Source organism: Klenkia marina (assembly GCF_900101025.1).
Taxonomy (GTDB): Bacteria; Actinomycetota; Actinomycetes; order Mycobacteriales; family Geodermatophilaceae; genus Klenkia; species Klenkia marina.
On the sequence record NZ_FMUH01000003.1, the window covers coordinates 238943 to 257445 of the forward strand.

An 18503-nucleotide genomic window follows, 5' to 3' on the forward strand; every position below is an offset into this window, starting at 1 on the left:
CGTAGGCCCTGCCCGGGGATGCCTACCGGGGCTGCTGGAGCCGGGCGAGCACCGCCCGCGCGGTGCGGGCGCCGCTGGCCATCGCGCCCTGGATCGAGGGGGTGTCGCGGTGGTCGCCGCAGACGAAGAGGCCGTCACCGAGGTCGACCGGTCGCCGCAGCTGCAGCGGCGGCAGCACGGCCGGTTGCGCGCCCGGCACGGTGATCGTGGTGAGGTGCTCGAGGTCGGTGGTGGCCACGCCCTGCAGCCGGGCCACCTCGTCGCGCACCTCGGCCTCGGTGGTCGGTGCCAGCGTGGAACTGGCCACCAGCGCACGCCGGTCGGGGCTGTAGGTGGGCTGGGCGTCGCTGACGACCACGCTGTTGACCAGCCGGCCGCCCGGCTGGCCGAGCACGATGAGCGGCTCGGCGCGGGGTGAGCCGGGCAGCACGTGCAGGTGGGTGGTCACCTGCCGGGGGGCCGACGCGGTCAGCGACGGGAGCAACCGCGACGCGGTGCCGGGGTCGGTGGCGACCACGACGGCCTCGGCCAGCGTCTCGCCGGCGGCGGTGCGCACGCCCGTGCCGGTGACGGCGGTGACCTCGGTGCCCAGGTGCCGGGCGTGGGTGGGCAGCCGATCGGCCAGCTGCTCGCCCACGGCCTGCATGCCGCGGGCGGGCAGGCCGATGCGGCCCCGGACGAAGCTGCGCCAGAGCAGGTCGAGGTACCGGCTCGAGGTGGCCAGCTCGTCCTCCAGCAGCACCCCGGACAGGAATGGGCGGAAGAACCGCTCGATGGCCCGGTCGCCGACCCGTGCCCGGCGCAGTGCCTGCTCGGCGGACCGCTCGGGCGCAGCCAGCAGCCGGTCGACGGGCAGGTACCCGGCTCGCGCGGAGAACGCCCCGACGGCGGCCTCCTGCAGCAGGGTGCCCAGGGGTGCGCGCACGGTGTCGAGCACGGCGGACGGGTGCTTGCGGGGGTCGACCACCCGGTGGGCCCGGCCCTCGACCCGCAGCACGGCGCCGGTCCAGAACCACCCGAGGTCGAGGGCCGGCAGGTCGAGGTCGGCCGCTGCGCGCGGGTAGCCCGTGTTGAGCACCTGGAACCCGCGGTCGACGACGAAGCCGTCGACCCGGTCGGTGCGCAGCCGCCCGCCGACGTGGTCGGACGCCTCGACGACGTGCACGTCGCGCCCGGCGGCGGCCAGCCGGGTGGCCACCGACAACCCGGCGAGCCCGGCACCGACCACGACGACCTCGACCCGCGACGGCAACGACATGGGGCGAACCTATGCCGGGTCACCGACACCGACGCGTCGAGCGCGTGGACAGCGGTGCGGGCCTGTGGACAACCGGGGGTCGGGTCGTCCGCAGCCCCTACGGTCGGCGCCATGCCGTCCCCGGACCCCACCCCGCGCCGTTGCCCGGTCGTGCCCGGCTACGTGCTCGAGGAGCTGCTCGGCCGCGGCGGCACCGGGGAGGTCTGGCGTGCCAGGCCGCGGGGCAGCGGCCCGCCGGTCGCGATCAAGGTGCTGGTGCACGGCGACCCCGACCGGCAGGTGCGCGAGGCCGCGATGCTCGCCGAGCTCGACCACCCCCACCTGGTGCGGTTGCACGAGGTGGTGCGCCGCAGGACGCCCGACGGCGTGCAGGTGGCGCTGGTCCTCGACCTGCTGGCCGGCGGCAGCCTCGCCGCACTGCTGGCCGCACGGGGGAGGCTGCGGCCGGGCGAGGTCGTCACGGCCATCGCCCCGGTGGCGGCCGCCCTGGCGCACGTGCACGAGCGGGGCATCGTGCACGGCGACCTGTCCCCGGGCAACGTGGTGCTCACCGCCGAGGGCCGCCCGGTGCTCACCGACCTCGGCGTGGCCCGCCCCGTCGGCGCCCCCGGCAGCGGCGAGGTCACCCCGCCCTACGTCGACCCGGTCGTCGCGCGCGGGGGTGCGGCCGGCCCGGCCTCCGACGTCTTCGGGGTCGCCGCTGCGGCCTTCCACGCCCTCACCGGCATCCCGCCGTGGAACGCGGCCGGGCCCGGCGGCACCCTCGCGGTAGCCGCCTCGGGGCAGGTGCCCGACCTGGCACTGCTGGCACCCGAGGCCCCGGAGGACCTGGTGGCCGTCGTGTCCCGCGGGCTCTCGCCGCAACCGCACCTGCGGGGCTCGGCGGCGGAGTTCGCCCTCGATCTGCGGCACGCCTGCCGGCCCGAGCGCATCACCCTGCCGGCCCCCGGGCTGGACCCGGCAGCGCTGCACCGCAGCGACCACGTGCCGCGCACCGAGCTGACCCACCAGGTCCGGCGGCCCGCCCGGGCGCACGCCGCACCCGAGCCGGCGGGCCGGCGGGCTGCACTGCGGCGGCGGATCGCCGCCCCGGTGCGTGAGGGGAGAGGTGTGCTGCGCCGGGCGGGCGCCCTGCTGGCGGTGACCGCGGCCGTGCTCACCGCGGTCTGGGTCGGGGTGCAGTGGGGCAGCCCCGACGCCGGCACCGTCCCGGCCGCCCGGGTGGGGGCAGCCACGCCGGGCCCCGGCACTGCCCCGGCCGGCGCACCGACGTCCGCGGCCACAGCGCCCGCGGGTGGCGCGTCCGGGGGCACGCCGTCCGCGGGTGGCGCGTCCGGGGTGACGACGTCCGGGGACGCGGCGTCCGATCCGCCCGCGTCCGGCGCGCCGGTGTCCGGGGCACCCGGGGACGGACACGGAGACGGCGGCCAGGGCGGGAGCGGGGTCCCTGCGGACTCCACCGCGGCGCCCGGGGACAGGGCGGGCTGGGCAGAGCTGGTCGCCGAGCTCTACGACCGGCGGGCCGCAGCGTTCACCGCCGGCCGTCCCGGCGACCTGGCCGGGGTCTACGCCGCCGGGAGCCCGCTGTTGACCCTGGACGCCGGCCGGCTGACCCAGCTCGCCGGCGCCGGGCAGCGATTGGTCGGCTTCGCCCCCGAGGTGGTGGCGGTCGACGAGGCGACGGCCGTGCCGGGCGGGGTGCGCCTGCTGCTGACCGATCGAGTGCCTGGTTACACCGTGGTGACCGGGGGAGCCGGGGAGCCCGTCGCGGCCCGGGGCGATGCGTCGGTGGTGATGACCGTGCTGGCCACCGGATCGGGGTGGCGCATCGACACGGCAGCCTTCGCCCCGTGAGCCGGGCCCCGTGAGCCGCGCCCCGCGAGCGGGGCGCCGTGAGCGGGGCGCCGTGAGCCGGGCGCCGTGAGCCGGGCCCCGTGAGCCGGGCCCCGTGAGCCGGGCCCCGTGAGCCGGGCCCCGTGAGCCGGGCGCCCTGACCGGGTCAGCCCTTGCCGACCGCCCAGCGCAGCGCCGACTCGACGTCGCCGTGGCTGAACGTGAAGCCTGACTCGAGCAGGACGCGCGGCAGCGCACGCTGCCCGGCCAGCACCCCGAGCTGGGCGAACTCGCCGAGCACCGCGGACAGGGCGAACCCGGGCACCGGCAGCACGGTCGGCCGGTGCAGCACCCGCCCGAGCGCGTCGGTGAACGCGGCGTTGGTGACCGGCTCGGGCCCGGTCAGGTCGACCGGCCCCGAGACGTCGGCGCCGAGGAGGAAGCGGATCGCGTCGACCTCGTCGCGCAGGCTGATCCAGGGCCACCACTGCCGCCCCGACCCGAGCTTGCCGCCCAGGCCCAGCGCGAAGAGCGGGCGCAGCTTGGCCATCATCCCGCCGCGCCCGAGCACCAGGCCGGTGCGCAGGTGGGCCACGCGCACCCCGGCGGCCTCGGCGGGGGCGGTGGCCTGCTCCCACTGCACGCAGACGTCGGCCAGGAAGTCGGTGCCGGCCGGGCTGGTCTCGTCGAGCACCCGGTCACCGCCGTCGCCGTAGTAGCCCACCGCCGAGGCCGACAGCAGCACCCGCGGCCGGTCGGGGTCGGCGGCGACCGCCTGGGCCAGCGCGGAGCTGACGGTGGTGGTGCTGTCGCCGCGGCTGGCCACCACCTCCCGCTTGTACTGCTCGGTCCACCGCCTGTCGCCGATGCCCACCCCGGCCAGGTTCACCACGGCGTCGACGTCGGCGAGCACGCCGGGGTCGAGCTGGTGGTGAGCGGGGTCCCAGCGGTGCTCGTCGGCCGTGCGGGGGGTGCGGCGGACCAGCCGGCGCACGTCGTGGCCGTCGGCGCGCAGGGCCGCGACCAGTTCGGTGCCTACCAGACCGGATGAACCGGTGACCGCGATCTGCATGGTCGGACTCGACCTCCGGGAGCGGGGACGGGGACGGGAGCGCGGCGGGGATGCCCGCAACCGGGCCCTCCGACACCTCGGGCCCCGGCGGTGGTCGCCGGGGCCCGAGGTGTCAGGGGTGGTGCGGGGCTCAGCTGAGGCCGAGCTCCCCGTGGAACTGACCGGCCTCCAGCCGCTCCTTCATGGTGACGAGGAAGCGGGCGGCGTCGGCGCCGTCGACGATGCGGTGGTCGTAGGACAGGGCCAGGTACACCATCGACCGCACCGCCACGACCTCGCCCAGGTCGGCGTCCTGCACCACGACCGGCCGCTTGACGACCGAACCGGTGCCCAGGATGGCGACCTGGGGCTGGTTGATGATCGGGGTGTCGAACAGGGCGCCGCGGCTGCCGGTGTTGGTCAGCGTGAAGGTGCCGCCGCCCAGCTCGTCGGGGGTGACCTTGTTGGTGCGGGTGCGCTCGGCCAGGTCGGCGATCTTGCGGGCGATGCCGGCCAGGCTGAGGTCACCGCCGTCCTTGATGACCGGGACGAGCAGCCCGCGCTCGGTGTCCACCGCGACGCCGAGGTTCTCGGAGTCGTGGTAGGTGACCGTGCCGGCCTCCATGTCGATCGAGGAGTTCACGGTCGGGTGCACCTTGAGCGCCTCGATCGCGGCCTTGGCGAAGAACGGCAGGAACGACAGCTTGACGCCCTCACGGGCGACGAAGTCGTTCTTCACCTGGTTGCGCAGGTTGGCGATGCGGGTGACGTCGACCTCGACGACCGTGGTCAGCTGAGCGCTGACCTGCAGGGACTCGACCATGCGCTCGGCGATGACCCGACGCAGCCGGGACAGCTTCTCGGTGCGACCGCGCAGCGGGCTGGGGGCGGCGGTGGGGGCCGCACCCTTCGACGCGGGAGCCGGGGCAGACGCAGCGGCCGGCGCGGCAGCCTCCGGGGCCGCCTGCTCGGCAGCGGCGAGGACGTCCTGCTTGCGGATGCGTCCGCCGACGCCGGTGCCCGACACCGACGACAGGTCGACCCCGTGCTCGGCGGCCAGGCGACGCACCAGCGGCGTCACGTAGGCGCCGCCGCCGTCACCGGTCGGCGCCGCCGCGGGCTTGGCCGCGGGGGCGGCCGGGGCCTGCGGGGCCACCTGGGGAGCCGGCTGCGACGTGGGCGACCCGGCGGGCAGCGACCCGCTGGAACCGTAGTCACCACCCGGGGTCGAGTTGTCGGTCTCGGCCTCGACCGGGGTCGGCTGGGCCTGCTCCTGCTTCGGGGCCTCCTGCTTCGGGGCCTCCTGCTTCGGGGCCTCCGGCTCGGCCGGGGCCTGCTCGGCAGGGGCCGAACCGCCACCGGGTCCGCCGCCGATGACGGCCAGCTGTGCGCCGACCTCGACGGTCTCGTCCTCGCCGACGATGATCTTGGTCAGCGTGCCCGCGGCGGGGGAGGGGATCTCGGTGTCCACCTTGTCGGTGGACACCTCGAGCAGCGGCTCGTCGACCTCGACGGTGTCGCCCTCGGCCTTCAGCCAGCGGGTGACGGTGCCCTCGGTGACGCTCTCGCCCAGCGCCGGCATGGTGACGGCGGTGCCCTCACCGGACCCGGAGTCCTGACCGCCGGACGGGGCCGGGGCATCGGCCTGCGCAGGCTCGGGCTCGGCGGCGGGCTCGGGCTCGGTGGCCTGCTCCTGCGCCGGGGCCTCGGCCTGGGCCGGCTCCTCCGCGGGGGCGGCCGAGCCGCCGTCCTCACCCTCGCCCCCGATGATCGCGAGCTCGGCGCCGACCTCGACGGTCTCGTCCTCGGCGACGACGATCTTGGTCAGCACGCCGGAGGCGGGCGAGGGGATCTCCGTGTCGACCTTGTCGGTGGAGACCTCCAGCAAGGGCTCGTCGGCCTCGACGGTGTCGCCCTCGGCCTTGAGCCAGCGGGTGACGGTGCCCTCGGTGACGCTCTCGCCCAGGGCGGGCATGGTGACGGACGTCGGCATCGAGTGCAGTGCTCCTCAGGTCAGGGGTGGTGGGGGATCAGCTGTGGGAGTGGAGCGGCTTGCCGGCCAGGGCCATGTGCGCCTCGCCCATGGCCTCGCTCTGCGTGGGGTGCGGGTGGATCAGGGAGGCGACCTCGTCGGGCAGGGCCTCCCAGTTGTAGATGAGCTGGGCCTCGGCCACGAGCTCGCCGACCCGGCTGCCGACCATGTGCACGCCGACGACGGCGCCGTCCTTGGCGCGCACCAGCTTGATCGCACCGGAGGTCTTGAGGATCTGGCTCTTGCCGTTGCCGCCCAGGTCGTAGGTGACGGTCTCGACCTCGCCGAACCGCTCCTTGGCCTGGGCCTCGGTGAGGCCGACCGAGGCGACCTCGGGCTCGGAGTAGGTGACCCGCGGGACACCGGCGTAGTCGATCGGCACGACGGGCAGCCCGGCCAGCCGCTCGGCCACGAGGATGCCCTCGCCGAAGCCCACGTGGGCCAGCTGCAGGGTGGGCACCAGGTCGCCGACCGCGGAGATGGTGGGCACGTTGGTCTGCATGTACTCGTCGACGAGGACGAAGCCGCGCTCCATGGCGACGCCGGCCTCCTCGTAGCCCAGGCCGGCGCTGACCGGGCCGCGGCCGACGGCCACCAGCACGATCTCGGCGGAGTAGGACTTGCCGTTCTCCAGGTCGACGGTCACGCCGTCGTCCCCGGGGGTCACCTTGGCGACCCGGCTGCCGAGCGAGAAGTCGATCTTGCGACGGCGGTAGGCGCGCTCGAGCAGCTTGGAGGACGCCTCGTCCTCCAGCGGCACGAGGTGCGGCAGGCCCTCGATGATGGTGACGTCGGCGCCGAAGGACTTCCAGACGCTGGCGAACTCGCAGCCGATGACGCCGCCGCCGAGGATGATCACCGAGCTGGGCACGCGCTCGAGCTCGAGGGCCTGGTCGCTGGTGATGACCGTGCTGCCGTTGATGTCGATGCCGGGCAGGCTGCGGGCGTAGGAGCCGGTGGCCAGCAGCACGTGCTTGCCCTCGTAGGTGGTGTCGCCGACGGCCACGGCGGTGGGGGAGACGAGCTTGCCCTCGCCCTCGACGTAGGTGATCTTGCGGCTCTTGATCAGGCCCTGCAGGCCCTTGTAGAGCTTGGCGGTGACGCCGCCCTTGTAGTCGTTGACCCCGGCCATGTCGATGCCGGCCAGCGAGGTCTTGACGCCGAACTGCTCGCCCTCGCGGGCGGAGTCGGCGACCTCGGCGGCGTGCAGCAGGGCCTTGGTGGGGATGCAGCCGCGGTGCAGGCAGGTGCCCCCGACCTTGTCCTTCTCGATCAGCACGACCGACAGCCCGAGCTCCGCGCCGCGGAGGGCGGCGGCGTAACCGCCCGAGCCACCCCCCAGGATGACGAGGTCGGCGGTCTGGGCGGGTGCGCTCACAGGTTCTCCTCGGTGCGGGACGGCTCGGTCGGCGGCGGGCAGATCGTGCTCGCCGGACCTGGTGCACTGCTGTGCGTTGCTGTGCGTGGGCACCATCCTGCCACCTGCGGGGAACGGACACCCGACCTGCTCCGTTGGCCCGGCGGGTGCCGTGCCCGGCACCCCCGCGACGGGCCGTCCGCCCGCCCGCGGTGCCCGGGAGGAGGACGTCGGTGGGTCTGTTCGACAAGCTGCGCGGACGGCGTCCGGCCGGTGGCCAGGGCGCCCGAGGTGATCGCCGGGGCACCCTGGACCGCCCGTCGGCCCGGGCCGACCTCGGCCACCTCGAGCAGTTCGTGGCCACCCGCCGCGGTGTCGAGGGCTACGTCGAGCCGCGCACCGCGATGACCGAGTCGACCATCGTGCTGGTGGCGGCCGACGGCGAGTGGACCCGCCGGCGCATCGACGGCCCGGACACCGCCCGCAAGCTCTCGCGCGACCTCGCCATCCCGGTCTACGACGCGCAGGTCACCGGGTACCCGCAGCGCATGCGGGACTGGACGCACCGGGCCAAGCAGCAGGGCCGGGGCTGAACGCCCCGACCCGGCCGCCTCAGCTGCGGGCCAGCTCCTCGATCGTCGCCAGCAGGGTGCGCACCGGTGTGCCGGTGCCGCCCTTGGGCGTGCAGCCCCAGGCGCTGCCGGTGTTGTAGGCCGGGCCGGCGACGTCGATGTGCGCCCAGGGCAGGCCGTCGGGCACGAACTCGGCCAGGAAGTGGGCGCCGACGAGCATGCCGCCGAGCCGGTCGGGGTTGGCGTTGACGAAGTCGGCCGTGGCGGAGTCCAGCCCGCGGCGCAGCTCGGCGGGCAGCGGCATCGCCCACATGGGCTCGCCGGCCCGGGTGCCGGCGGCCACGACGGCGTCGCGCAGCTCGTCGGTGCCCATGACCCCGGCCGTGCGCCCGCCCAGGGCGACGGTCTGCGCCCCGGTGAGGGTGGAGGTCTCGAGCAGGTAGTCGGGGGAGTCCTCGGCCGCGCGGGCGATGGCGTCGGCCAGCACGATGCGGCCCTCGGCGTCGGTGTTGGTGATCTCGGCGGTCTTGCCGTTGCGGAAGGTGACGACGTCGGCCGGCCGGTAGGCGCTGCCCGAGGGCAGGTTCTCGGCCATCGGGACGGTGGCGGTGACGTCGACGGGCAGGCCGAGCTCGGCGACCAGGCACACGGTGGCGATGACGGCGGCGGCGCCGGCCATGTCGCTCTTCATGTCCTCCATGTGCAGCGCCGGCTTGATCGACAGGCCACCGCTGTCGAAGGTGATGCCCTTGCCCACCAGGGCCACCGAGCGGCGGGCCCGGCGGCCGCGGTAGGTCAGCCGCAGCAGCCGCGGGCCACGGGTCGAGCCGCCGCCGACGGCGAGGATGCCGCCGTACCCACCGGCGGCCAGCTGCTCCTCGTCGAGGACCTCGACCGACAGCCCGGCCTTCTTGCCCGCCGCGGCACCGCGCGCGGCCAGCTCGGCCGGGGGGAGGTCGTTGGGCGGGGTGTTCACGAGGTCGCGGGTGAGGGCCACGGCGTCGGCGACGGCCCGCACGCGGGCCAGTGCCCCCTTGGCGCCGGCGGCGTCGGGGACGACCAGCTCGAACGACCGCGGCGGGGTGGGCCGGTCGGCGGGCAGCGCTGACTTGTAGGCGGTGAACTCGTAGCTGCCCAGCAGTGCGCCCTCGCCGACGGCGTGCAACCGCTCGTCGTCCGGGGCGCCACCGACGGCCGCGAGCAGGGAGACGACCGACGCCCGGCCAGTGAGCGCACGGGCAGCGGCTCCGCTGGCCCGGCGGACGGCGTCGGTGGGGTACCCGCCGTCGGCCTGCGGTGCGCCCAGCCCGGCGACGGCGACGACCGGGAACGGACCCTGGCCGAAGGTGGCCAACCGGGTCACCTCGTCCTCGCCGCCGCGCGCGCCGAGGTCGGCCAGCGCCGCCATGAGCCGGCCGCCCAGCAACCGGTCGACGGCGTCGGAGCCGGGCGTGGGGAGCAGACCGTCGGGCCCCTTCCCGATCCCGACGACCACGGCGTCGGCGGTGAGCTTCTCGAGCGGGCGGTCGGTGGCGGAGATCGTCGGCGGCACCCGCCCACCCTAGAAGAGGGAGCCCGACGGCGCCGTCCCCGCGGTGGGCACCCGGCGCTACGGTCCGGGGTGTGACGACGCAGACCTCGCCCCTGCACGAGCGGCACCTCGCCGCCGGCGCCAAGCTCGCCGACTTCGGCGGCTGGTCGATGCCGCTGGAGTACGCCGGGGGAGGGGTGATCGCCGAGCACACGGCCGTGCGCGAGGGCGTGGGCCTGTTCGACGTGTCGCACCTGGGCACCGGCACGGTGCGCGGTGCCGGCGCGGCCGAGCTGGTGAACCGCTGCCTGACCAACGACCTGGGCCGCATCGCCCCGGGCCAGGCGCAGTACACGCTGTGCTGCCGGCCCGACGGCGAGGACGGGGCCGGCGGGGTGGTCGACGACCTCATCGTCTACCTGCACGCCGACGACGACGTCCTGCTGGTGCCGAACGCGGCCAACGCCGCCGAGGTCTTCGCCCGGCTGGCCGCAGCCGCCCCCGCCGGGGTGACCGTCACCGACGTGCACGCCGACGTCGCCGTCCTCGCGCTGCAGGGCCCGCGGTCGGCGGAGGTGCTCGCCGCGGTGGGTCTGCCCGGCGCGCTGGACTACATGGAGTTCGCCGCGACGCAGGGCGGCGGCGACGTGACGGTGTGCCGCACCGGGTACACCGGCGAGCACGGGTACGAGCTGTTGGTGGCCGCCGACCGCGCCGGTGAGCTGTGGGACGCGCTGCTGGCCGCGGGCGAGGTCGAGCAGATCCGGCCCTGCGGCCTCGGCGCCCGCGACACGCTGCGCACCGAGATGGGCTACCCGCTGCACGGGCACGAGCTCTCGGTCGACATCAGCCCGGTGCAGGCGCGTGCGGGGTGGGCGGTCGGCTGGGCCAAGGCCGAGTTCTGGGGTCGCGAGGCGCTGCTGGCCGAGCGGGCCGCCGGCCCCGTCCGTCAGCTGTGGGGCCTGCGGGCGCCGGGGCGCGGCATCCCGCGCCCCGGCATGCAGGTGCTCGACGCCGAGGGGGCACGCGTCGGCGAGGTCACCAGCGGCACGTTCTCACCGACCCTACGGGCCGGCATCGCCCTCGCCCTGCTCGACACCGCCGCGCAGCCGGCCCCGGGGCTGGAGCTGGCCGTCGACGTCCGGGGGCGCACCTCACCGGTCGAGGTGGTCAAGCCCCCGTTCGTGCCCTCCCACACGAAGGACCCCGTGCCCCCCACCGCTCGCTAGCTCGCGGCGGGCCCCTGCACGGGGCCGAACTGCAGCTCAGGCAGTCGTCTTCTCCTTCGTGCCCGGCTCGGGCGGGTCGGGCAGCTCGTCGGCGACCGTCGCGTCGCGGTCGCCCATCGGCACCTCGGCACCACGGGTGGTGTCGTGCGCGGTCTGGTGCTCGGCCTCGGCGTTGATCTCCGCCCCGAGCAGCACCAGGAAGACCGTGAGCTGCAGCCAGAGCATGAGGACGACGACGCCGGCCACCGCGCCGTACGTGGCGCCGTAGGAGCTGAAGTTGCTGACGTAGAAGCTGAAGGCGATCGAGACGACCACCCACGCCACGGTCACCACGACCGATCCGAGGCTCACCCAGCGGAACTTCGGGGCGTCGCGGTCGGGGGCCACGCGGTAGAGGACCGACAACGCCCCGGCCATGAGCCCGAGCAGCAGCACCCACCGCACCACCTGGGCCAGGATCGTCCCCACGATCCCCAACGGGAGCGCGTCGAGCACGATCGGGACGACCGCGACCAGGGTGAGGGTCAGCAGCACGAAGACGATGGCGCCGAAGGTCAGCAGCAGGGCCAGGGCCCGCAGCTTGATCGCGTTGCGGGTCTCGACCTCGTCGTAGGCGATGTTCACCGCGGTGATGAGGTTGTTGACCCCGCCCGACGCGGAGAACAGCGCCGCGAGGATCGAGATGACCAGGCTGACCGAGAGTGCCCCGGTGCCGGACTCGGCGACGGAGGTCAGCTGGTCCTGGATGATCGTCAGGACCTCGTTCGGCACCGTGCCCTGCAGCCCGTCGACCTGCTCCTGCACGGTCTCCGGCGATGCCACCAGGCCGTAGAGCGAGATCGCGGCGATGAGCGTCGGGAAGATGGCCAGGAAGCCGAAGAACGCCACGCCGCCGCCGATGATCGGCATGTTGTCGGCCTTGTTCTCCGCCCACGCCCGCTTGAGGATCTGCTTCCAGCCGCGGGCCGGGATCTCGGTGGGCTTCTCGGCGTCGACACCCGGCAGGCGTTCACCCTGACCCTTCACCTGAGGTGGAGAGGTCGCCGTCCGGCGGGGGCCGTGCTCCTCGGCCCGCTCGGCGGCCTCGCGCGCCGCCGCCCGCCGGGCGGCCTTCTCCTGCACCCGCTCCCGGATGCGGTCGACCGCGCTGTCCGGCCGCTGGACGCCGTCCACGTCGTGCCCCCGGTCAGTCACCGGGCCACGACCCGGTCAGCTTGGTGAAGGCCTGGGCGCCGAAGCGGTCCACCCCGGCCTTGACGACGGCGAAGATCGCGCCCTGGATCGCCGCCGCCAGCAGGACGTGCCCGGTCGTGTACTCGCTCTGCATGGCGCCGGGGGCGTCGTCCTCGTCGGCGATGCGCTTCCAGACCACCTTGAACAGCCGGCCGGAGATCGCACCGGCGGCGATGCCGGCCGCCAGCCCGATCGGTCGGTAGGCGGCCTTGGCCCCGGCGCTCACCGGCGCGACCGCCAGACGACGACGGCGACGACGGCGGCCACGACCGCGACGACGGCGCCGATGGCCACCGGCGGGTTCTCCCGGTAGGTCTCGACGACGGTGTCCTTGGCCTGCGCGGCGCCCTCCTTCGCGCGGGACCCGACGTCCAGCCGGTGGCTGAGCTCGTCGACGGTCGCGGCGAGCTGGTCGCGGGTGGCCTCGATGTCGGCCTTGATCTCGTCGGGCTCGGTGGGCCCGGAGACGTCGGGCGCCCCCGGACCGTGCGCACCCTCGGGTCGGCTGGTCATCGCGTGGCACTCCCCTTCACGGCGGCGAGGTCGGTCTTCACGCTCTCGAGCGTGTCGGTGGGCAGCGGCGGCTTCGCGTCCTGCACGTCCTTCTTGCCCAGCAGTGCGAGCACGCCGGCCACGAGGAACAGCACGACGGCGATGATGATCGCGGCGAGGTAGCCCGGCAGCACGTTGGCCAGGCCGAGGATCGCGGCGGTGATCAGGGCGTTGAGGCCCAGCAGCGCCACCAGGCCGGCGCCGCCGAAGAGCCCGGCGCCGACGCCGAGCTTCTTGGCCTTGCCCTTGACCTCGGCCTGGGCGAGGCGCACCTCGTCGCGGACGAGGCGGGTGACCAGCTCGGGGAGCTCGCCGATCAGCTGGCCGGTGGACTGTCGCGCTGGGTCGGGGTGGGCGTCGGCGCGGTGCGCGCCGTCGGCCCCGGGGGACTGGCTCATCGGAACTCCTGTGCGCGGGGGATGGTCGCAGAACCCCATGCCCCCCGTCACCGACCGCCAACCCTGGGTGCTCGGCGGGCACGGGAGGTCGGCCGCCTGGCTAGGGTGGCCGGCATGACCACGCCCGCGACCGGTTGGACCTGGCGGCTGCACGGCCCCGACGGCGGTGTGGTGGACCCCGCCGACCTCGGCGTCGAGGTGCCCGTCGAGGAGGCGCAGGCCGACGCCGAGTCGTGGCTGGGGGAGCACTGGCGCACGCTGCTCGAGCGCGGCGCCGCCAGCGCCACCCTGCTGCGCGGGGACACCGTCGTCTACGGCCCGATGGGGCTCGCGGCGACCTGACGGCGCCCCCGCGCCGGTTCAGCCCCGGCTGGTCTTGGCCGGGTCGCGCTCGACGACGTCGCCGAGCACCTCGTCGATGCGGGCCAGGACGTCGTCCTCGAGGGTGACGCCGGCGGCGGCGACGTTGTCGTGCACCTGCTCGGGCCGGGTCGCGCCGATGATGGCGGCGGCCACGTTGCCGTTCTGCAGCACCCACGCCAGCGACAGCTGCGCCATCGACAGGCCGAGGTCGTCGGCGATCGGCCGCAGCTGCTGCACCCGGGTCAGGATGTCCTCGGTCAGGTAGCCCTTCATCGACCCGCCCGCGCTGGGGTGCCCGCCCCGGCTGTCGGCCGGCGGCGCCTGCCCGGGCAGGTACTTGCCCGTGAGCACGCCCTGGGCCAGGGGGGACCACACGATCTGGGAGACGCCCTCGGCCTCGGACGTCGGGACGACCTCGGCCTCGATGACCCGCCACAGCATCGAGTACTGCGGCTGGTTGCTGATCAGCTGGATGCCCAGCTCGCGGGCGAGCGCAGCACCCGCGGCGATCTCCTCGGCCCGCCACTCGGAGACGCCGATGTACAGCACCTTCCCGGCGCGCACGAGGTCGGCGAAGGCGGTCATCGTCTCCTCCAGCGGCACCGTGGAGTCGTACCGGTGCGCCTGGTAGAGGTCGACGTAGTCGGTCTGCAGTCGCTGCAACGAGGCGTGGCAGCTCTCGATGACGTGCTTGCGGCCCAGCCCGCGGTCGTTCGCGCCGGGTCCGGTGGGCCAGTAGACCTTGGTGGCGATCTCGAGGGACTCCCGGCGCTGGCCGGCGAGCGCTCGGCCGAGCACGGACTCGGCCTTCGTGCCGGCGTAGACGTCGGCGGTGTCGAACGTGGTGATGCCGGCGTCGAGGGCGGCGCGCACGCAGGCGTGCGCGGCGTCCTCCTCGACCTGGCTGCCGTGGGTGAGCCAGTTGCCGTAGGCGAGTTCGGTGATGTTCAGGCCGGAGCGGCCCAGTCGACGTGTCTGCACGCCCTCGAACGTAGGCCGGAGGACGGCGGGCTACACCTCGGCGCCGACGGCCACCTGGGGCTTCGGGAAGCGCCAGCGGCGCACCATCGTGGCCCGGCTGATGCCGTACCAGACCAGCCCCTTGGTGCGGGTGGCGTTCGGGAAGCGCTCGGCCACGACCTTCTTGATGCGGCGGCCCAGCACGATCGAGTCGCCGATGATGATCAGGAAGAAGGCGAACCACAGGTAGACGGTGTAGCTCTGCACCGCCTGGTTGGGGATGAAGTAGCCGACCAGCACGAGCGCGGCGACGACGAGGAAGAGGCTGCCGGCGTTGCGTCGGGCGTCGACCACATCGCGGACCAGGCGCTTCTCGGGGCCCCGGTCGCGGGCGGGCAGCGCGCTGTCGTCGCCGCGGGCGGCGGCCTCGCGGGCGCTCCCGCGGTTGGCGGCCTGCTGCTCGCGCATGCGCTTGTAGGCCTCCTTGCGCGTGCGTGGCGGCGGCGGGGGCGGGCCCTGGCGCCGGCCCTGGGCCTCGTTGCGCTTGGGCGTGGGCCGGCCCTTGCCGACCGCGGTCGCCTGCTGGGTGGTGAGGTCGACCGTCGGGTCCGGGGTGGTCTCGGCGGGACGGCGGCCGGGCAGGCGGAGCTTCACGGTCGATGAGTCTACGTGGGGGCGGTCGCGCCCCGAGACCTGCGCAACACCCGGCGGACCACGATCGCGCCGTACAGTGGGAAGCAGCTCCGCCACGGCGGTGTTGGTCCGCAGCAGAGCACTCTGTGCCCAGGACCCTCGATGTGGGAGGACAGAACATGACCGTGCAGGACACGCAGGCCACCCCCGACGCCGCCACCGGCGTCATCCTCAGCGACCCGGCCGCGGCCAAGGTGAAGGCGCTGCTGGACCAGGAGGGGCGCGACGACCTGCGCCTGCGCATCGCCGTGCAGCCCGGTGGCTGCTCCGGCCTGCGCTACCAGCTCTTCTTCGACGAGCGCTTCCTCGACGGCGACCAGACCCACGAGTTCGGTGGGGTCGAGGTCATCGTCGACCGCATGAGCTCGCCGTACCTGGGCGGCGCGACGATCGACTTCGTCGACACGATCGAGAAGCAGGGGTTCACCATCGACAACCCCAACGCGGGCAGCTCCTGCGCCTGCGGCGACAGCTTCAGCTGACGCACCGACGACGAAGGCCCGGCACCCCCAGGGTGCCGGGCCTTCGTCGTCCCTAGAGCTTCACGGGGTAGACGGTCTCGGGGACGTCGACGGTGATGCGCTCCTCGACGAAGATGCCGTGCCAGACCATGAACACCAGCACCTCCCACAGCTGCCGGGCGGTGCGCTTGCTCGGCGGCGCACCCTGCGCTGCGGCGGCCCGCAACCGCTCGAGCAGGCCCAGCACCACGGTCCGGTCCAACCACTGCTCGGTCTGGCTGGACGTGATGACCTCGCGGGCCCAGTCGTGCAGCGGTCCGGCCAGGAAGTCGGCCGTCGGCACCGGGAAGCCCAGCTTGCGACGGTCCATGATCCGCGGCGGCACGATCTGGCGCATGGCCTGGCGCAGGGCGTACTTCGTCGTCCCGGCCCGGGCATGGCCCCGGCCGCGCGGGGTGCGCATCTCCAGCGGCAACGTGGCGGCCAGCGCGAAGACCTCGGGGTCGAGGAAGGGCACGCGCAGCTCGAGCGAGTTGGCCATGGTCATCTTGTCGGCCTTGACCAGGATGTCCCCGCGCAGCCAGGTGAACAGGTCGACGTACTGCATCGCGGTCACGTCGTCGTAGCCGGCGGCCCGGGCCTGCGCGTAGTGGGCCTCGGTCACCTGCACGTGCGACAGGGCGCCGTCGCGGCCGGGCATGAGCGCGGCGAGCTCGTCGTCGCGCAGGTTGCGCGCATTGCCGTAGTACCGGTGCTCGAGCGGGGTGGCCGCACGCCGGAGGAGGTCCTGACCGCGCACGCCCTCGGGCAGCAGGCCGGCCAACCGGGTGAGCGCTGCGCGCCCGGGCGCGGGCAGGCTCTTGGCCCACGCCAGGCTCAGCGGCTCGCGGTAGATCGTGTACCCGCCGAAGAGCTCGTCGGCGCCCTCGCCGGACAGCACCACCTTGACGTGCTTGCGGGCCTCGCGGGCCACGAAGTACAGCGGCACGAGCGCCGGGTCGGCGACCGGGTCGTCGAGGTACCAGACGACCTCGGGGATGGCGGCCGCGAACTGCTCGGCGGTGATCTCCACCGGGATGTGCCGCACGCCCAGGATCGCCGCGGACTCCGCCGCGATCTCGACCTCGGACGTCGACTCGCGGGCGAACCCGACCGTGAACGTGAGCAGGTCCGGGTTGTACCGGTGGGCCAGCGCCGCGATGGCGGTGGAGTCGATGCCGCTGGACAGGAACGACCCGACCGTGACGTCGGCGCGCATGTGCTTGGCGACCGACTCGTCGAGCACCTCGGCGATGCGGTCGTACAGCTGCTGTTCGCCGCCGCTGGGCACCGCCCGCGGGGTGAACCGGGGGTGGAAATACCGCTCGCTGGTGAGCTCGCCGTCGGCGACGGTGAACCGGGTGCCGCTCTCGACCTTGCGGATCCCCTGGTGCAGGGTCGCGGGCTCGGGCACGTACTGCAGGGTCAGGTAGTTCTGCAGGGCCACCGGGTCGACGCCGCCGGCTGCCGCGGACCCGCCGAGCAGCTCGAGCACGGCCTTCTTCTCGCTGCTGAACACCAGCCCGCCGTCGGCCAGGCGGGCGGTGAACAGCGGCTTGATGCCGAACGGGTCGCGGGCCCCGAACGCCGTCCCGGTCTCGGTGTCCCAGATGACGAAGGCGAACATGCCGCGCAGCCGGTGCACGACGTCGGGGCCCCAGTGGTGGAAGCCGGCCACGATGGCCTCGGTGTCGCCCTCGGTGGCGAACTCGGCACCCAGCTCCCGCAGCTCGGCGCGCAGCTCGACGTAGTTGTAGATCTCGCCGTTGAACAGGATGCGGTAGCGGTCACCGGCGTAGGGGAGGGGTTGCGGGCTGCCCTCGACGTCGATGATCGACAGCCGGTTGAAGCCCAGGACCGTGTGGCCGTCGGACCAGACCGCGGTGTCGTCGGGGCCCCGGTGGTGCAGGCAGTGCAGGGCGTGCCGGACGCCGTCGACCCGCTCCTGGTCGACCCGCTCGGCATCGGTGGACAGGTAGGCGAGCAGGCCGCACATCGGGCAGGTGTCTCCGGGAGGTCTCGGGGGAGGGGCGGGGTCAGAGCGGCTGGCCGGCCAGCACCCGCCGGCTCACCCGCCGCTCGGCCCAGAAGGACACGAAGGGGACGACGCCGGCCAGCAGCACCAGCGCGGTGCCCTTGGCGGTGAAGCGGGCCTTGAGCGCGAGGTCGAACGCGGCCAGCAGGTAGACGATGTAGAGGAAGCCGTGGACCGGCGACACGATCCTGGACACCTCGGGGACGTCGAAGCCGTACTTCAGCGGGATGGCCACGAAGACCAGCACCAGCAGCATCACGCCGACGGTGTAGGCCATGACCGTGTAGCGCTTGAGCGCGGTCGCCGTGCGCGAGGGCACGGTGGTGTCAGTTGCCATCTCGACCTCGCAGTGCCTTCTCGTTCAGCTCGGCCAGGTAGCGGTTGTAGGCCGCCAGCTCGGGGTCGCCGGTGGTGTCGATGCGCGGGCGCTGGTAGAGCACGACCTCGTTGCCCGGTTCGTCCTCGTCGGGGTCGCGGTTGAGCTCGACGCGGACCATCTTCGCGTAGAACCACAGGCCCATGAACCCGTACAGCGGCCACTGCAGGGCGTAGCTCCAGTTCACCGCGCCGCCGCCGTCCTCGGCCTTGGACAGCTGCCAGTAGCCGAGGAAGAAGGTGGCCACGAACAACGCCGCCACCAGCAGGTGCAGCAGCACCCAGCGCAGGGTCAACAACCGGGGGAGCACGTCCTCGACTGTAGCCGCCGGGGCCGACGCCCCCGGCGCTCCGGGAGGCAGGTCACAGCGCTCCCCGGGCTGCGACGGGTGGCCCGGGACGGCGCGCCCCAGTGCCCGCGACACCCGGGCGGGCCGCCGTCCGGCCAGGGGTCGCCGTCCGGGTGCGGTCGGCTACGCTCGCCGTGACTGTGGTCGTGGTGGGCAGGACCTGTCGGGTCACCGAGAGACC

At 74.3% G+C, this 18503-nt stretch carries 19 protein-coding genes; 5 read left to right on the forward strand and 14 right to left on the reverse strand.

Translation table 11 applies throughout. From position 1 onward, the window contains the following. Positions 1 to 22: 22 nt before the first annotated feature. A complete protein-coding gene (locus tag BLP29_RS10790; RefSeq protein ID WP_092803923.1) occupies positions 23 to 1258 on the reverse strand; it encodes an NAD(P)/FAD-dependent oxidoreductase in 1236 nt (411 codons plus the stop codon). Between the two features lie 111 nt (positions 1259 to 1369). Between BLP29_RS10790 and BLP29_RS10795 the strand changes: the two genes are divergently transcribed. Further along, on the forward strand, positions 1370 to 3112 hold the full coding sequence (locus tag BLP29_RS10795) for a serine/threonine-protein kinase (protein WP_092803926.1): 1743 nt from the start codon (positions 1370 to 1372) through the stop codon (positions 3110 to 3112). A 145-nt stretch (positions 3113 to 3257) separates the two neighbouring features. Here BLP29_RS10795 and BLP29_RS10800 read toward each other — a convergent pair whose 3' ends face one another. The 3 genes from BLP29_RS10800 to lpdA all read right to left on the reverse strand — a co-directional run bounded on the left by BLP29_RS10800 (position 3258) and on the right by lpdA (position 7552). Continuing rightward, positions 3258 to 4163, reverse strand: a complete 906-nt coding sequence (locus BLP29_RS10800) for a TIGR01777 family oxidoreductase (RefSeq protein WP_092803929.1) — start codon at positions 4161 to 4163, stop codon at positions 3258 to 3260. Positions 4164 to 4293: 130 nt separating this feature from the next. Then, positions 4294 to 6135, reverse strand: coding sequence for a 2-oxoglutarate dehydrogenase, E2 component, dihydrolipoamide succinyltransferase (gene sucB / locus BLP29_RS10805; RefSeq protein WP_092803932.1), 1842 nt, complete (start codon positions 6133 to 6135; stop codon positions 4294 to 4296). Between the two features lie 37 nt (positions 6136 to 6172). Beyond that, entirely contained in the window at positions 6173 to 7552 is a 1380-nt protein-coding gene (gene lpdA, locus BLP29_RS10810) for a dihydrolipoyl dehydrogenase (RefSeq protein ID WP_243469864.1), read from the reverse strand. A 212-nt stretch (positions 7553 to 7764) separates the two neighbouring features. Here lpdA and BLP29_RS10815 point away from each other — a divergent pair, with 212 nt between their 5' ends. Next, entirely contained in the window at positions 7765 to 8124 is a 360-nt protein-coding gene (locus BLP29_RS10815; RefSeq protein WP_207798431.1) for an oxidoreductase, read from the forward strand. Positions 8125 to 8143: 19 nt separating this feature from the next. Here BLP29_RS10815 and BLP29_RS10820 read toward each other — a convergent pair whose 3' ends face one another. Continuing rightward, positions 8144 to 9655, reverse strand: coding sequence for a leucyl aminopeptidase (locus BLP29_RS10820; RefSeq protein ID WP_092803938.1), 1512 nt, complete (start codon positions 9653 to 9655; stop codon positions 8144 to 8146). Positions 9656 to 9726: 71 nt separating this feature from the next. On the opposite strand from BLP29_RS10820, the gene gcvT reads away from it, so the two are divergent. Next, on the forward strand, positions 9727 to 10863 hold the full coding sequence (gcvT, locus tag BLP29_RS10825; RefSeq protein WP_092803940.1) for a glycine cleavage system aminomethyltransferase GcvT: 1137 nt from the start codon (positions 9727 to 9729) through the stop codon (positions 10861 to 10863). Positions 10864 to 10899: 36 nt separating this feature from the next. Here gcvT and BLP29_RS10830 read toward each other — a convergent pair whose 3' ends face one another. The 4 genes from BLP29_RS10830 to BLP29_RS10845 are packed head-to-tail and all read right to left on the reverse strand — an operon-like array spanning position 10900 to position 13046. Continuing rightward, positions 10900 to 12057: a YihY/virulence factor BrkB family protein gene (locus BLP29_RS10830; protein ID WP_243469865.1), complete on the reverse strand. Its 1158-nt coding sequence runs from the start codon at positions 12055 to 12057 to the stop codon at positions 10900 to 10902. Next, positions 12050 to 12322: a DUF4235 domain-containing protein gene (locus BLP29_RS10835; RefSeq protein ID WP_092803946.1), complete on the reverse strand. Its 273-nt coding sequence runs from the start codon at positions 12320 to 12322 to the stop codon at positions 12050 to 12052. The genes BLP29_RS10830 and BLP29_RS10835 overlap by 8 nt, the downstream gene beginning before the upstream one ends. After that, positions 12319 to 12609: a DUF3618 domain-containing protein gene (locus BLP29_RS10840; protein WP_092803949.1), complete on the reverse strand. Its 291-nt coding sequence runs from the start codon at positions 12607 to 12609 to the stop codon at positions 12319 to 12321. The genes BLP29_RS10835 and BLP29_RS10840 overlap by 4 nt, the downstream gene beginning before the upstream one ends. Next, the gene (locus tag BLP29_RS10845) at positions 12606 to 13046 is read right to left on the reverse strand and encodes a phage holin family protein (RefSeq protein ID WP_092803952.1); all 441 of its coding nucleotides are present in this window, start codon (positions 13044 to 13046) and stop codon (positions 12606 to 12608) included. Before BLP29_RS10845 ends, BLP29_RS10840 begins: the two co-directional genes overlap by 4 nt. Before the next feature lie 114 nt (positions 13047 to 13160). Between BLP29_RS10845 and BLP29_RS10850 the strand changes: the two genes are divergently transcribed. Beyond that, positions 13161 to 13388, forward strand: a complete 228-nt coding sequence (locus BLP29_RS10850; RefSeq protein ID WP_092804828.1) for a hypothetical protein — start codon at positions 13161 to 13163, stop codon at positions 13386 to 13388. Positions 13389 to 13406: 18 nt separating this feature from the next. Here the strand turns inward: BLP29_RS10850 and BLP29_RS10855 are convergent, their stop codons facing one another. Both BLP29_RS10855 and BLP29_RS10860 read right to left on the reverse strand, forming a co-directional pair. Continuing rightward, entirely contained in the window at positions 13407 to 14390 is a 984-nt protein-coding gene (locus tag BLP29_RS10855; protein ID WP_092803955.1) for an aldo/keto reductase family protein, read from the reverse strand. A gap of 30 nt (positions 14391 to 14420) precedes the next feature. Next, a complete protein-coding gene (locus BLP29_RS10860; RefSeq protein WP_092803958.1) occupies positions 14421 to 15023 on the reverse strand; it encodes a DUF3043 domain-containing protein in 603 nt (200 codons plus the stop codon). Positions 15024 to 15181: 158 nt separating this feature from the next. On the opposite strand from BLP29_RS10860, the gene BLP29_RS10865 reads away from it, so the two are divergent. Next, positions 15182 to 15544 (forward strand): HesB/IscA family protein, encoded by a 363-nt coding sequence (locus BLP29_RS10865; protein WP_092803961.1) that lies wholly within the window; start codon positions 15182 to 15184, stop codon positions 15542 to 15544. 52 nt (positions 15545 to 15596) lie between these two features. Here the strand turns inward: BLP29_RS10865 and asnB are convergent, their stop codons facing one another. The 3 genes from asnB to BLP29_RS10880 are packed head-to-tail and all read right to left on the reverse strand — an operon-like array spanning position 15597 to position 18283. Next, a complete protein-coding gene (gene asnB, locus BLP29_RS10870) occupies positions 15597 to 17558 on the reverse strand; it encodes an asparagine synthase (glutamine-hydrolyzing) (protein ID WP_092803964.1) in 1962 nt (653 codons plus the stop codon). A 40-nt stretch (positions 17559 to 17598) separates the two neighbouring features. After that, positions 17599 to 17934: a DUF3817 domain-containing protein gene (locus tag BLP29_RS10875; RefSeq protein ID WP_092803967.1), complete on the reverse strand. Its 336-nt coding sequence runs from the start codon at positions 17932 to 17934 to the stop codon at positions 17599 to 17601. After that, complete coding sequence (locus BLP29_RS10880) at positions 17924 to 18283, reverse strand: metalloprotease (protein ID WP_092803970.1); 360 nt, start codon at positions 18281 to 18283, stop codon at positions 17924 to 17926. The genes BLP29_RS10875 and BLP29_RS10880 overlap by 11 nt, the downstream gene beginning before the upstream one ends. Positions 18284 to 18503: the final 220 nt, after the last annotated feature.

What these genes read in the sequence shown, in the direction of transcription:
- sucB (WP_092803932.1), bottom strand. Translation starts at nt 6,135, where the DNA reads ATGCCGACGTCCGTCACCATGCCCGCCCTGGGCGAGAGCGTCACCGAG.
- BLP29_RS10875 (WP_092803967.1), bottom strand. Translation starts at nt 17,934, where the DNA reads ATGGCAACTGACACCACCGTGCCCTCGCGCACGGCGACCGCGCTCAAG.
- BLP29_RS10865 (WP_092803961.1), top strand. Translation starts at nt 15,182, where the DNA reads ATGACCGTGCAGGACACGCAGGCCACCCCCGACGCCGCCACCGGCGTC.
- BLP29_RS10840 (WP_092803949.1), bottom strand. Translation starts at nt 12,609, where the DNA reads ATGACCAGCCGACCCGAGGGTGCGCACGGTCCGGGGGCGCCCGACGTC.
- BLP29_RS10790 (WP_092803923.1), bottom strand. Translation starts at nt 1,258, where the DNA reads ATGTCGTTGCCGTCGCGGGTCGAGGTCGTCGTGGTCGGTGCCGGGCTC.
- BLP29_RS10845 (WP_092803952.1), bottom strand. Translation starts at nt 13,046, where the DNA reads ATGAGCCAGTCCCCCGGGGCCGACGGCGCGCACCGCGCCGACGCCCAC.
- BLP29_RS10850 (WP_092804828.1), top strand. Translation starts at nt 13,161, where the DNA reads ATGACCACGCCCGCGACCGGTTGGACCTGGCGGCTGCACGGCCCCGAC.
- BLP29_RS10800 (WP_092803929.1), bottom strand. Translation starts at nt 4,163, where the DNA reads ATGCAGATCGCGGTCACCGGTTCATCCGGTCTGGTAGGCACCGAACTG.
- asnB (WP_092803964.1), bottom strand. Translation starts at nt 17,558, where the DNA reads ATGTGCGGCCTGCTCGCCTACCTGTCCACCGATGCCGAGCGGGTCGAC.
- BLP29_RS10795 (WP_092803926.1), top strand. Translation starts at nt 1,370, where the DNA reads ATGCCGTCCCCGGACCCCACCCCGCGCCGTTGCCCGGTCGTGCCCGGC.